10 protein-coding genes are annotated in these 13,178 nt (G+C 69.3%); 8 read left to right on the forward strand and 2 right to left on the reverse strand.

Translation table 11 applies throughout. The annotated features are described in order from the left end of the window. Positions 1 to 11: 11 nt before the first annotated feature. Positions 12 to 404, reverse strand: coding sequence for a YraN family protein (locus ACG00X_RS18250; protein ID WP_394490102.1), 393 nt, complete (start codon positions 402 to 404; stop codon positions 12 to 14). On the opposite strand from ACG00X_RS18250, the gene rsmI reads away from it, so the two are divergent. From rsmI to ACG00X_RS18285, 7 genes are all read left to right on the forward strand, one after another. Beyond that, on the forward strand, positions 403 to 1,326 hold the full coding sequence (gene rsmI / locus ACG00X_RS18255) for a 16S rRNA (cytidine(1402)-2'-O)-methyltransferase (RefSeq protein ID WP_394490214.1): 924 nt from the start codon (positions 403 to 405) through the stop codon (positions 1,324 to 1,326). The genes ACG00X_RS18250 and rsmI overlap by 2 nt on opposite strands. A 121-nt stretch (positions 1,327 to 1,447) precedes the next feature. After that, positions 1,448 to 2,911, forward strand: a complete 1,464-nt coding sequence (tldD, locus tag ACG00X_RS18260; RefSeq protein ID WP_394490104.1) for a metalloprotease TldD — start codon at positions 1,448 to 1,450, stop codon at positions 2,909 to 2,911. Positions 2,912 to 3,162: 251 nt separating this feature from the next. Next, complete coding sequence (locus ACG00X_RS18265) at positions 3,163 to 6,258, forward strand: hybrid sensor histidine kinase/response regulator (protein WP_394490106.1); 3,096 nt, start codon at positions 3,163 to 3,165, stop codon at positions 6,256 to 6,258. Beyond that, positions 6,255 to 7,370, forward strand: a complete 1,116-nt coding sequence (locus ACG00X_RS18270) for an HD-GYP domain-containing protein (RefSeq protein WP_394490108.1) — start codon at positions 6,255 to 6,257, stop codon at positions 7,368 to 7,370. Before ACG00X_RS18265 ends, ACG00X_RS18270 begins: the two co-directional genes overlap by 4 nt. Continuing rightward, a complete protein-coding gene (locus tag ACG00X_RS18275; protein ID WP_394490110.1) occupies positions 7,363 to 8,685 on the forward strand; it encodes a hypothetical protein in 1,323 nt (440 codons plus the stop codon). The genes ACG00X_RS18270 and ACG00X_RS18275 overlap by 8 nt, the downstream gene beginning before the upstream one ends. A gap of 10 nt (positions 8,686 to 8,695) precedes the next feature. Next, the gene (locus ACG00X_RS18280; RefSeq protein WP_394490112.1) at positions 8,696 to 9,124 is read left to right on the forward strand and encodes a hypothetical protein; all 429 of its coding nucleotides are present in this window, start codon (positions 8,696 to 8,698) and stop codon (positions 9,122 to 9,124) included. Positions 9,125 to 9,345: 221 nt separating this feature from the next. Next, entirely contained in the window at positions 9,346 to 10,473 is a 1,128-nt protein-coding gene (locus ACG00X_RS18285) for a 3-deoxy-7-phosphoheptulonate synthase (protein WP_394490114.1), read from the forward strand. On the opposite strand, the gene ACG00X_RS18290 is transcribed toward ACG00X_RS18285, so the two are convergent. Further along, a complete protein-coding gene (locus ACG00X_RS18290) occupies positions 10,474 to 11,103 on the reverse strand; it encodes a 2OG-Fe(II) oxygenase (RefSeq protein ID WP_394490116.1) in 630 nt (209 codons plus the stop codon). A 123-nt stretch (positions 11,104 to 11,226) separates the two neighbouring features. Between ACG00X_RS18290 and htpG the strand changes: the two genes are divergently transcribed. Further along, positions 11,227 to 13,107 (forward strand): molecular chaperone HtpG, encoded by a 1,881-nt coding sequence (gene htpG / locus ACG00X_RS18295; RefSeq protein WP_394490118.1) that lies wholly within the window; start codon positions 11,227 to 11,229, stop codon positions 13,105 to 13,107. The last annotated feature ends 71 nt before the right edge of the window (positions 13,108 to 13,178 follow it).

Here is a 13,178-nt window from a genome sequence, read left to right on the forward strand (position 1 = left end):
CGGGATCATAGTCAGCCCGCGTCGAAGGCTCCTTGTAACCAGGTGAGTGTGGCGCCGTCGATCGCGACGACGTCGAAGCGGCAGGGCGGCGGGCTGGCGTAGCGCAGCAGATAGTGCTGGGCCGCGTAGATGAGGTGCTGCTGCTTGCGCGCGGTGACGCTGGCCGCCGCGCCGCCGTGCGAGGCATCGGCGCGCGCGCGCACCTCGACGAAGACCAGCGTGCCGTCGCGATCCTGCAGGATCAGGTCCACCTCGCCGGCATGGCGACGCGGGCCGGCGGCGACTCGATAATTCCGCTCCAGCAGACGCAGGCCGGCCTGTCGCAGGTGCGCCAGCGCGGCGTCTTCCGCCGCGTCGCCACGCGTCTTGGTCGCCGCCTTTGAACGTGAGCTCCCGTTGAACATCGCCGTTTCCGATCAGTCCTTGCTGCGCCAGGCCGCCGCGGCCGCCGCCGGCAGCCAGCAGTATCCGGCCGCCACGCTCTATCTGGTGGCCACGCCCATCGGCAACCTGGCCGACCTGAGCCTGCGCGCCATCCATTTGCTCGGTCTGGCCGATGCGCTGGCCTGCGAGGACACGCGCCAGGGCGGCGCCCTGCTGCGCCACCTGGGCCTGCACAAGCCGCTCATCGCCTTGCACCAGCACAACGAACGCGAGGCGAGTGCTGCCGTCCTCGCGCGGCTGGCGGCCGGTGAGCGCGTGGCCTATGCGTCCGACGCCGGCACGCCGGCCATCTCCGACCCCGGCGCCGTGCTGGTGCGCGAGGTGGTGGCCGCGGGGCATCGCGTGCTGCCGCTGCCGGGCCCCAGCAGCACGGTGACGGCGCTCAGCGTGGCCGGCGACACGGCGGCGACGAGCTTCGCCTTCGCCGGCTTCCTGCCGACCAAGGCGGGTGAGCGCCGCTCGGCGCTGCAGGCGGTGCTCGGCGTCGAAGGGCAGAGCCAGGTGGTGTTCGAGGCGCCGCACCGCATCATCGACCTGGTGGCGCTGCTGGCCGAACTGGCGCCGCAGCGCCGTGTGACGGTCTGCCGTGAGCTGACCAAGCAGTTCGAGAGCGTCCACACGGCCGAGGCCGCGACGCTGCCGGCGTGGCTGGCAGCCGACGCGCAACGCCAGCGCGGCGAGTTCGTGCTGGTGCTGCACGCGCAGGCGCCGCAGGCTGCTGCCGACGATGAACTGCCGCCGCAGGCGCTGCGTACGCTGGCCCTGCTGGCGGCCGAGCTGCCGCTGAAGCAGGCGGTGGCGCTGGCGGCGCAGATCAGCGGAGCACCCCGCAACCAGCTCTATGACGCCGGGCTGAAACTCAGGCGCGGCGCCGACGAATAGGGTGCCGGCCGGCGCGTGCCGGGCTGTCCACGGGCGCTCAAGGGGAGATGCGGGCAGGGCGCTGTCGCCGGTCATGCCCATGTCTTGCCACGTCGGGCGCCCAGGTTCCTAGAATCGCCCCATGATCGCCGTCGAACCCACCCTGGCCCGCCTGGCCACCGCCCGCTCGCAACTGCTGGAGCCCTTCGGCCTGACCGAAGCGTCGCTGTCGCAGGCGCTGCGCCTCATCACCGAGCACCGGGTCGACGATGCCGACCTGTACTTCCAGACCACGCGCGCCGAGGGCTGGAGCCTGGAGGAGGGCATCGTCAAAAGCGGCTCGTTCAGCATCGACCAGGGCGTGGGCGTGCGCGCCGTGGCTGGCGAGAAGACGGCATTCGCCTACTCCGACGACATCTCGCTGCACTCGCTGCTGGACGCGGCGCGCACGGTGCGCACGATCGCGGCGGCCGGCCAGAGCAAGCGCGTGAAGGTGCCCGCGCAAGGCCATGTGGCCGGCAGCCGCGAGCTCTACGGCGTGGCCGACCCCATCGCGTCTCTCGACAGCGCCGCCAAGGTGGCCTTGCTGGAGCGGGCCGAGAAAATGGCCCGCGCCAAGGACCCGCGCGTGGTGCAGGTCATGGCCGGCCTGGCCGCCGAGCATGAGGTGGTGCTGATCGCCCGCGCCGACGGCACGCTGGCCGCCGACGTGCGCCCGCTCGTGCGGCTGTCGCTGACGGTGATCGCCGAGAGCAACGGCCGCCGCGAGGTGGGCTCGGGCGGCGGCGGTGGTCGCTTCGGCCTGGCCTATTTCACGGACGAGATGATCGCCAGCTACGTGGAGCACGCTGTGCACGCGGCGCTGACCAACCTCGAGAGCCGCCCGGCGCCGGCCGGCGAGATGACGGTCGTCGTCGGCCCCGGCTGGCCCGGCGTGCTGCTGCATGAGGCGGTCGGCCACGGGCTGGAGGGCGACTTCAACCGCAAGGGTTCCAGCGCGTTCTCGGGCCGCATCGGCCAGCGCGTGGCGGCCAAGGGCGTCACTGTGCTGGACGACGGCACGCTGCCGGACCGCCGCGGCTCGCTGAACGTCGACGACGAGGGCTGCGCCTCGCAGCGCAACGTGCTGATCGAGGACGGCATCCTGAAGGGCTACATCCAGGACGCGATGAACGCCCGGCTGATGAAGGTCGCCCCCACCGGCAACGGCCGCCGCGAAAGCTATGCCCACGTGCCCATGCCGCGCATGACCAACACCTACATGCTGGGCGGTCAGGACGACCCACAGGAGATCGTGGCGTCCATCAAGAAGGGCCTGTACGCCACCAACTTCGGCGGCGGCCAGGTCGACATCACCAGCGGCAAGTTCGTGTTCTCGGCCAGCGAGGCCTACTGGGTCGAGAACGGCAAGATCCAGTACCCGGTCAAGGGCGCCACCATCATCGGCAACGGGCCGGACGCGCTGACGCGCGTCAGCATGATCGGCAACGACATGAGCCTGGACACCGGCGTTGGCGTGTGCGGCAAGGAAGGCCAGAGCGTGCCCGTGGGTGTGGGCCAGCCCACGCTGCGCATCGACGGGCTGACCGTCGGCGGCACGGCCTGATCGCCGGCGGGGCATCGCCGCTTCGGGTGGCGATGCCGGCGCCTCTTTTGCAATCGTTGACGACGCGGTGGTGCGGGTGGCACGTCGGTGCGCCCCGCCGGCCGTGCGCGCGGTTGGCCCGGCGCGCGAGGCAAAACTACCGGAATGCCGTTCCCGCAACGATTGCAGCGTGATCGTGGAAGGACAGGCTCGGTGAACATCCAAGGGTGAAGAAAGTTTGCTCGTCACCCTGCTGAATGAAGCTTCGCACCGTGTCCCGGGGGTTCCTGGCGGCCGTGTTGTCGGTCCTTGCCGCGAACCTCGCATTCCTCGTCGTGATCTCCGACGGCGTGGACTCGGTGCGCGCCTCCGTGGGCGCGCGGGACGCCACGGCTGAATTCGTTCAGGCGCTGGAGCGGGACAACGAACGACTGGCCCAGCTCGTGCAGAGTTTCACGACGACGGGCAAGCCGGCCTACTTGCGGGCTTACTACGACATCCTGGCCCGCCGCGACGGCGAGGTGGCGCCCGGCGCGGCAACGGCCGACCCGCAGCCGTCGCCGGGGCTGCTGCTGCGGATGCAGGCGTTGAAGTTCTCGCCGCAGGAACTGGCGCTGGTTCGCCGTGCGCTGACGACGGCGGCGCGCATGCAGGGGCTGGAGAAGATTGCGTTCGCGGCCACCCAGGGGCTCTATGACACCGGCCGGCGTGAATTCGTCTCCGAAGGCGTGCCGGATCCCACCTTCGCCATCAGTCTCGTGCACGCGCCCGACTACGAGGCGCTGCGCGGCGATCTGCAGGCCGCGGTCGCCCAGCTGCATGAGGCGTCGCGAGCGCGCACGTCGCAGGAGCTGGACGACACGCATCGGCGGCTCAACAACTCGCTGCGGGCCGCCGTCGTGGGCGATCTGCTGCTGCTGCCGCTGCTGATCGCGGCCTTCATCTTCATGAACCGCCGCGTGCTGGCGCCCATCGGGCAACTGGGCGAGACGGCCTACCGCTTTTCGTCGGGCGACTTCTCGGCCCGCACCGCCGTCGGGGCCAGCCGGGTGCGCGAACTCGGCGCGCTCGCGCGCACGCTCGACGAGATGGCCGACGCGATCACGCGGGACCTGCAGCGCCGCGACGCCGACCACCTGCTGCTGCGCGAGGCGCACGATGCCGCCGCTGCGGCGACGCAGGCCAAGTCGCGCTTTCTGGCCAACATGAGCCATGAGATCCGCACGCCCATGAACGCCATCATGGGCATGACGCATCTGGCCCTGCAGACCGAGCTCACGGCCGAGCAGCGCAACTACCTGGAGAAGTCCGACGGGGCGGCGCGCATGCTGCTCGCGCTGATCAACGACGTGCTGGACTTCTCCAAGATCGAGGCGGGCAGCATGAGCATCGAGGAGGCGCCGTTCCACCTCGAGAACGTCGTCTCCCAGGCGATCGCGCTGGTGCGGCACTCGGCGCAGGCCAAGGAGCTGGAGCTGCTGTGCGACTACGCCGACGCCTCGCTGCTGACCAGCCGCGGCACGCTGCGCGGCGACGCGTTGCGGCTGCAGCAGGTGCTCGTGAACCTGCTGTCCAACGCCGTGAAGTTCACGCCGACCGGCCAGGTGCGGCTGACGGTGGGCACGGCCCAGGGCGATGCCGACGATGCCCGCGTGCGGCTGAGCTTTGTCGTGCAGGACACCGGCATCGGCATGGACGGCGCGCAGATCGGCAAGCTGTTCCGCGAGTTCGCGCAGGCCGACGCGTCCACGACGCGGCGCTTCGGCGGCACCGGCCTGGGACTGGCCATCACGCACCGGCTGGTCACGCTGATGGGCGGCACCATCCAGGCCACCAGCAAGCCCGGTGTGGGCAGTCGCTTCGAGGTGCGGCTGCCGCTGCCGCTGGACGCGGAGGCGCCGGCGGCCGTCTGCCCGCCGGCCGCGGTCACCGCGCGGGTGCTGGTGGTGGAAGACCAGACCGACACCTTCATGGCGCTGCTGAGCCAGGTGCTGTCGCTGGGCGTCTGCGCGCGCGGCCACCTGGCCCGCGCCACGACGGCCAAGGAGGCCTTGAGCCTGCTGGCCCAGGCCCAGCGCGACGGCACGCCGTTCGACCATGTGCTGCTGGACTGGGTGCTGCCCGACGCCACAGGCAGCACCGTGCTGGGGCCGATGCAGGCGCAGCAGCCAGGCCTGCGCATCGCGGTCATGTCGGCCTACGGCAGCGAGGAGGTGCGCCACAGCGTGCGGGCGGCGGGCGTGACCGACTTCATCGACAAGCCGGTGCTGCCCGAGGATCTGCGTCAGCTGTTCTTGCCGCCGGCGGTTGCCAGGCGGCCCGCCGATGGCGACCGGCTCGACGGGCTGCGGGTGTTGCTGGTCGAGGACAACGCGTTGAACCAGGAAATCGCCAGCGGCCTGTTGCGCCAGCGTGGCGCTGTGGTCGAGCTCGCCGGCAACGGCTTGGAGGCGCTGGAGTTGCTGGCGTCGCGCGGGCCGGCGCATTTCGATGTCGTGCTGATGGACCTGCAGATGCCGGTGCTCGACGGCATCGAGGCCACGCGCCGGCTGCGGGCAACGCATGGCTTCGAGTTGCTGCCGGTGCTGGCCATGACGGCGCATGCACTGGACGACGAACGCGATCGCTGCCTGGCCGTCGGCATGCAGGGGCACATCGCCAAGCCGCTGAACATCGAGCGCTTCGTCGCGAGCCTGCTGCCCTTCCGGCGCGAGACGCGCGCCGCGCCGCCGCGGCCCCCGTTGCCGCTGGCTGCCGAGACCGTGACGCTGCCGCCCATGCCGGCGCTGGACGTGCGGGCGGCGCTGCAGCGCTTCGACGGGCGCGAGGCGCTGTACCGGCGCACGCTGCTGGGTTTCGCCGGCAGCCATGGCAACGGCCTGGCCGACTGGTGGCGGCTGCTGGCCGAGGGGGGCTTCGACGACTTGCGCCGCGAGGTGCACACCTTGCATGGGCTGGCCGGCACGATCGGCGCCGAAGCGCTCGCCGAACAGGCGCGCCAGCTGGAGCGCGCCGTCGTGGGGCGCGACGCGGCCGGCATCGAGGCGGGCCTGCCGAGCGTGGCGCAGTTGCTGGCCGAGGTGGTTGCGCAGATCGAGGCCGCCCTGGTGCCGGCGCCGCCGTGGATGAGCAGCCTGACGGTGCCGGCCGCTGGTGCGTCGGCGCCGCTGGGGAGTGAGTTGGCGGAGTTCAGGCGGTTGCTGGAGTCGGCGGACAGCCAGGTGCTGGACTGGTGGCAGGCGCACCAGCAGAGCCTGGGCGACCGGCTGCCGCCGCCCACGTTGCGCCGCCTGGTGCAGGCGATGAACGCGTTGGACTTCGATGCGGCGCTGGCTGCCCTCACGACCCTGCCGGAGGCCCGCCCATGAGCCGGGGTGACCTGCCGTTGGCGCAAGACCCGGCGCCGCCGCAGGCCACCGTGCTGGTGGTCGACGACACGCCGGCCAACCTGACGCTGATGGCCCAGGTGCTGCGGCCGCACTGCCGTGTACAGCTGGCCGTGTCTGCCGAAAAGGCGCTGGCGCTGGCCAGCCAGGCACCGCCGGATCTCGTGCTGCTGGACATCATGATGCCCGGCGTCGATGGCTACGAAGTCTGCCGCCGACTCAAGGCCGACGAACGCACGCGCGACGTGCCCGTGATCTTCCTGACGGCGCTGTCGGGTACGGCAGACGAGACGGCCGCTTTCGACGCGGGCGCCGCCGACTTCGTGACCAAGCCGTTCAACAACGTCACGCTGCTGTCGCGGGTGCGCACGCAGCTGTTGCTGAAGCTGGCGCGGGACCGGCTCAAGGGGCGCAATGCCGATCTGTCAGGCGAGGTGCGCAGGCGCCGCCGGGAGGTCGAGGCGTTGCGCGACACCACGCTGTTCGTCATGGTGACGCTGGCGGAGTTCCGTGACGGCGATACCGGCGCCCACATCCAGCGCACGCAGGAGTACGTGCGGGTGCTGGCCGGCTGGTTGGTGGCGCAGGGCAGGGCGGAGGCGCTGACGGGCGGGGATATCGACGCACTGGCACGCTCCGCGCCGCTTCACGACATCGGCAAGGTGGCCATTCCCGACCAGATCCTGCTCAAGCCCGGCCGGCTGTCTGCCGAGGAGTGGTCTGTCATGAAGACGCATACGACGGCGGGTGCCGAGCTGCTACAGCGTGCCGTGGATCGGCTGGGCGACGATGCCGGTGCGCTGCTGCGTTATGGCCTGCAGATCGCCCGCCACCACCATGAACGCTGGGACGGTAGCGGCTACCCCGATGGCCTTGCCGGCGCGGACATCCCTTTGGCAGCGCGGCTGATGGCGGTGGCGGATGTCTACGACGCGCTGATCAGCCGACGGCCCTACAAGGACCCCATGCCGCACGAGCAGGCCGTCGAGTTCATCTCGGCGGGCAGCGGCACCCAGTTCGACCCGCAGGTCGTGGCGGCGCTGCAGGCCTGCCAGGCGGAGATGCGAGCCATCGCGGAGCAATTCCATGACTGAATTTCTGCGTTCACCCCGGCGGCGGCTGCCCGGCGCTCTCGCGGCGGCGCTGCTGTCCATGCTGGGGGCGGAGCCGGAGCCGGCGCTGGGGCAAGACCTGTCGTGGTCGGCGTTCGGCACGCTGGGCTATGCCCGCTCCAACCGCGACTACGCCTATCGGCGCCACATCGACAGCGACGGCACGCTGCAGGCCGACAGCGTGCTGGGTGGGCAGGCGGACCTGCGTTTCGGCCCGCAGTGGTCGGCCACCGTGCAGCTGCGGGCGGCGCCTTCGCTCAAGAGCGATGCGCGCTGGGACCTGACGCCCGCCTGGGCCTTCCTCGCCTGGCGGCCGGGCGACGACTGGCTGCTGCGCGCCGGCAAGATGCGTGTGCCGCTGTACCTCAATTCCGAGGTGATGGACGTCGGCGTGACCTACGACCTGGCGCGGCTGCCGCAGGAGATGTACTCCATCGTGCCGTCGACGGACTTCGTCGGCGCAGCCGCCGCCAGAACGTGGATGCTGGGCGAGCGCGAGCTGGCCCTGGACGCCTATGCCGGCGAGATCGGCACCACGGCGCGCTTCTGGCTGCGCGACGGCGTGCCGCCGCAGATGGCGGCCGGCGCGAACTTTCGCGACATCCGCGTGCAGTCGGCTGGCCTGGTGCTCACGATGCGCTCGGTCAACGGCACGTGGCGCGCGGGCGTGCACGGCGCCCGCACGAGCATGCGCAGCGGTGCACCGATGGTCGTGTCCTACCCTTTCGTCGAGGTGGCGCCCGGCCTGGGCTACTACCAGGTCAGCGACCAGCTGCCCGGCCCCGGCGCGCGCGTCACCGGCAGCGTGCGCAACCTCATCTACACGGTGGGCGTCGACCAGGCGCTCGCGCCCGGCTGGCGTCTGATGGGCGAATTCGCGGCGAACGTACAGCGTGGCACCGAGCTGGGCTCCGATTCGCGCGGCGGCTACGTCGCGCTGCTGCGCACGGTCGGGCGTTTCACCCCTTACGCGAGCTGGGCTCGGCTCAAGTCCAGCGATGGCCGGCTCGACTGGGCGCAGCGGCTGACGACGCAGCGTTTGCCGGCCACGATCCCCGGGGCTGCGCTGATCAACGCAGCGCAGCGGGCGGCGGGCGAGACGGGCTATGCGGTGGACCAAAGCACGTTGGCTCTCGGCGGGTCTTACGGCGTGCGGCCCGGCCAGAAGGTCAAGCTGGAGTGGGCGCACACGCGGATCGGGCGGCTCAGCCGCTTCGTGGATACGTTGCCCGGCAGCGAGACGCCCTCACGCACGGGCATCGACGTGCTGTCGGCCAGCTACAGCTTCAGCTTCTGAGGACGGCGGCATGAACACCTTCCTGCGATCGCTGCCGTGGATGCTGGGGCTGTGGTTCGGCGTGGCCCATGCTGGCGATGACGCGCCGGTCGTCGTCATCGCCCACGCACAAGTGGCGCGCGTGGACGCGCCCACATTGCAGCGGCTCTATTTGGGCCGCACCATCGAGCTGGCCGGCTCGCCCGTCGTCGTCGTCAACCAGCGCAGCGCCAGCGACGCGCGCGAGCGCTTTCTGAAGCTGGTGCTCAACACCGACGAGGAGCACTACGCCTCTTACTGGACCGTGCGCCGCCATGTGGGCAAGGGGGCGCCGCCCCGGGAGTTTGCGAGTGCGGCCGAGCTGATCGCCTACGTGCAGGCCACGCCGGGCGCCATCGGCTACGTCGCAGCAGCCGATGTGAAGCCAGGCCTGAACGTCATCTACCGGGCGCGGCCGTGACGACGGGGTGCAACTGCCCCTTGCCTCGTCGCGAAGCCCACCTGCTCGCCTTGGCGTGCTAGATTCCCGGCCATGTCTTGCCGTCGCGCCTACTTTGCGTTTTTTTGGTTCTTCTGCTGCCCCCCGGCGCAGGAGAGGTGAACGCGCAGGCGCAAACCGAATCCCCTGAAACCGCCGGGTCCCAAGCCCGGCGGTTTTTTTTATCTCAAAGGTGCCCGTAGATGAATGCGACCCAGCCTCAGTCCGTCGAACCCGAAGCCCAGCGCTGGTATTCGCAGGACGACAAGACCAGCGCCACCGACGACGAGCGCATCCTCGACATCACGCCGCTGCCGCCGCCGGAGCACCTGATCCGCTTCTTCCCCATCCGCGGCACGGCGATGGAAGGGCTGATCAGCCAGACCCGCCAGCGCATCCGCAAGATCATGAGCGGCGAAGACGATCGGCTGCTGGTGGTCATCGGGCCGTGCTCCATCCACGACCCGGCCGCTGCGCTTGAATATGCCCGCAAGCTGATGGCCGAGCGGGAGCGGCATGCCGACACGCTGGAGATCGTCATGCGCGTCTACTTCGAGAAGCCGCGCACGACCGTGGGCTGGAAGGGCCTCATCAACGACCCCTACCTGGACGAGAGCTACCGCATCGACGAAGGCCTGCGCATCGCGCGCCAACTGCTGCTGGAGATTAACCGACTGGGCATGCCGGCGGGGTCGGAGTTCCTGGATGTGATCTCGCCGCAGTACATCGGTGACCTGATCTCCTGGGGTGCCATTGGCGCGCGCACCACCGAGAGTCAGGTGCACCGCGAGCTGGCCTCGGGCCTGTCCGCGCCCATCGGCTTCAAGAACGGCACCGACGGCAACATCAAGATCGCCACCGACGCCATCCAGGCGGCGGCGCGCGGCCACCATTTCCTGTCCGTGCATAAGAACGGCCAGGTCGCCATCGTCGAGACGCGCGGCAACCCGGATTGCCACGTCATCCTGCGCGGCGGCAAGGCGCCCAACTACGACGCGCAGAGCGTGGCCGCCGCCTGTGCGGATCTGGACAAGGCCAAGCTGCCGCAGCGCCTGATGGTGGATTGCTCGCATGCCAACTCCAGCAAGCAGCACAGCCGCCAGCTGGACGTCGCGCGCGACATCGCGGGCCAACTGCGCGAGGGCAGCAACGCCATCTTCGGCGTCATGGTGGAAAGCCACCTGAACGACGGCGCCCAGAAGTTCACGCCAGGCCAGGACGATCCCGGCACGCTGCAGTACGGCAAGAGCATCACCGACGCCTGCCTGGGCTGGGGTGACTCGCTGGCGGTGCTGGAGGTGCTGAGCGAGGCGGTCAGGGCGCGCCGCTGATCAGGGCTGGGCGCCTTCCGCCATCGCGCGGATGGCGTCCAGGCTTGGAAAGCTCGATTGCCCCGCACCCACCAGCGGGTAGTACATGACATCTGTTCTGAGCATGTACTTGGTGCCCGCGGTAACGATGGAGCCGCGATGGCGCAGGCGGTGTGGGAAGACGACGACGTCACCTTGCTCGCCGCGAACCTCTTGTTGCGAGCCCTCGACGTCGAAGGTGGTTTCGCCGCCTTGATAGCCGTCGCTGAGGTAGATCAGCAGTGTCAGCTGGCTGCGCTCGCCGTTGCTGCGCTCGAACGGGCCGTCGACATGCCAGTCGAACTTCTGCGCCGCCGCGTAACGGTAGAAGCGGAAGCGTTCGTTCAGACCGGAGAGGCCGCGCGCCGTCCACACAGGCGGCAAGTCCAAGGCGACGCGCCGCCATACCTCCAGCGCGAGCTCGGTGCTGTCGAAGATGACACGGTCGTTGTTGCGCACCTCGCTTTCGAAGCGCACGCCGGTTTCGGTATTGATGGTGGCCGGCTCGAAGCCGAAGCCTTCAGCCTGCTGGATGAAGCGCGCGCAGTCGGCGGCGGAGAAGACTTGGGACAGGCGAAAGATGCCGTGCCCGAGGTTGTGCGAAGTGCTCATGGCGAGATGGGTTTACGCTGACGGGTTTGGTGCCGGCCCGCTCTTGAAATTGGCGCAGCCGGCCTCAGGTGGCCGCCCTCGGGGCGGCGATGCCCAGCGATTCCCTAAAGTTTTTCCATTGCCATGACCAAGCAAATCCACGCATTCCAAGCTGAAGTCAAACAGATTCTGCACCTCGTCACGCACAGCCTGTACTCCAACAAGGAGATCTTCCTGCGTGAGCTGGTCAGCAACGCCAGCGATGCCTGCGACAAGCTGCGCTTCGAGGCGCTGGACAACGCGGCGCTGTTCGAGGATGCGCCCAACCTGGAGGTGCGCGTCAGTTTCGATGAGGAAGCCAAGACGCTGACCATCAGCGACAACGGCATCGGCATGAGCGCCGAAGAGGCGGCGTCGCACCTGGGCACCATCGCCAAGAGCGGCACGCGCGAGTTCATGGCCAAGCTCGAAGGCGACCAGAAGAAGGACGCCCAGCTCATCGGCCAGTTCGGTGTGGGCTTCTACTCCGGCTTCATCGTCGCCGACCGCATCACCGTCGAGACGCGCCGCGCCGGGCTGCCGGCCGAGCAAGGCGTTCGCTGGACCAGCGAGGGCACCGGCGAGTACGAGATCGAGACCATCACCAAGGCCGGCCGCGGCACCGACGTCATCCTGCACCTGCGCGAGGGTGAAGAGGAGTTCCTGAAGACCTGGCGCGTCAAGTCGACCATCGCCAAGTACAGCGACCACATCTCGCTGCCCATCCTGATGAAGAAGGAGACCTGGGACGTCGAGAACGCCAAGCAGGTCATCACCGACGAATGGGAGCCGGTCAACAAGGCGTCGGCGCTGTGGAGCCGCGCCAAGAGCGACATCACGCCCGAGCAGTACGAGGAGTTCTACAAGCAGATCAGCCACGACAGCGAGGCGCCGCTGATCCACACGCACAACCGCGTGGAAGGCCGCAGCGAGTACACGCAGCTGCTCTACATCCCGGCCAAGGCCCCGTTCGAGCTGTGGAACCGCGACAAGCGCGGCGGCGTGAAGCTGTACGTCAAGCGCGTCTTCATCATGGACGACGCCGAGGCGCTGATGCCGGTCTACCTGCGCTTCGTCAAGGGCGTGATCGACTCGGCCGACCTGCCGTTGAACGTGAGCCGCGAGCTGCTGCAGGAAAGCCGCGATGTGAAGGCCATCCGCGAGGGTTCGACCAAGCGCGTGCTGGGCATGCTGGAGAGCCTGGCCAACAGCGAGGACGAGGCCGAACGCGCCAAGTACGCGGCATTCTGGAAGGACTTCGGCCAGGTGCTGAAGGAGGGCATCGGCGAGGACCACCAGAACCAGGAACGTCTGGCCAAGCTGTTCCGCTTTGCGTCCACGCAGGCCGACGAAGGCGTCAGCCTGGCCGACTATGTGAGCCGCATGAAGGACGGCCAGGAGGTCATCTACTACATCACCGCCGACTCGCTGGCCGCCGCCAAGCACAGCCCGCAGCTGGAGATCTTCCGCAAGAAGGGCATCGAGGTGCTGCTGCTGGTGGACCGCGTGGACGAGTGGATGCTCAGCCACCTCTACGAGTTCGATGGCAAGCAATTGCAGTCGGTCGCCAAGGGCGCCGTCGACCTGGGCAAGCTGCAGGACGAGGACGAGAAGAAGAAGGCCGAGGCAACGGCCGAAGCCTTCAAGCCGCTGCTGGACAAGCTGAAAGACGCGCTGAAGGACCGCGCCAAGGATGTGCGCGTGACGACGCGCCTGGTCGATTCGCCCGCCTGCATCGTCGTCGAGGAGGGCGACGTCAGCGGCCATCTGGCGCGCCTGCTGAAGCAGGCCGGCCAGGCGGCGCCGGTGTCGCTGCCCACGCTGGAGATCAATGCCGAGCACGCGCTGGTCAAGCGGCTGGACGGCAGTGCGCACTTCGACGAGCTGGCCCAGGTGCTGTTCGACCAGGCCGTGCTGGCGGAAGGCGGCCACCTGGAAGACCCGGCTGCCTACGTGAAGCGCGTCAACGCGCTGCTGATCGGCTGAAAGACGCGGCCCCGCCGCGTTGCCGCCACCGGCGCGGAGTTGTCGTGTCGCCGACGTGACAGCTAGGCCGG

Source organism: Pelomonas nitida (assembly GCF_043555975.1).
Lineage (GTDB): Bacteria > Pseudomonadota > Gammaproteobacteria > Burkholderiales > Burkholderiaceae_C > Pelomonas > Pelomonas nitida.

Excerpts from the sequence above, each read along its gene's own strand:
- ACG00X_RS18250 (WP_394490102.1), bottom strand. The coding sequence starts at position 404 with ATGTTCAACGGGAGCTCACGTTCAAAGGCGGCGACCAAGACGCGTGGC.
- tldD (WP_394490104.1), top strand. The coding sequence starts at position 1,448 with ATGATCGCCGTCGAACCCACCCTGGCCCGCCTGGCCACCGCCCGCTCG.
- ACG00X_RS18270 (WP_394490108.1), top strand. The coding sequence starts at position 6,255 with ATGAGCCGGGGTGACCTGCCGTTGGCGCAAGACCCGGCGCCGCCGCAG.
- ACG00X_RS18275 (WP_394490110.1), top strand. The coding sequence starts at position 7,363 with ATGACTGAATTTCTGCGTTCACCCCGGCGGCGGCTGCCCGGCGCTCTC.
- ACG00X_RS18280 (WP_394490112.1), top strand. The coding sequence starts at position 8,696 with ATGAACACCTTCCTGCGATCGCTGCCGTGGATGCTGGGGCTGTGGTTC.
- ACG00X_RS18285 (WP_394490114.1), top strand. The coding sequence starts at position 9,346 with ATGAATGCGACCCAGCCTCAGTCCGTCGAACCCGAAGCCCAGCGCTGG.
- ACG00X_RS18290 (WP_394490116.1), bottom strand. The coding sequence starts at position 11,103 with ATGAGCACTTCGCACAACCTCGGGCACGGCATCTTTCGCCTGTCCCAA.
- htpG (WP_394490118.1), top strand. The coding sequence starts at position 11,227 with ATGACCAAGCAAATCCACGCATTCCAAGCTGAAGTCAAACAGATTCTG.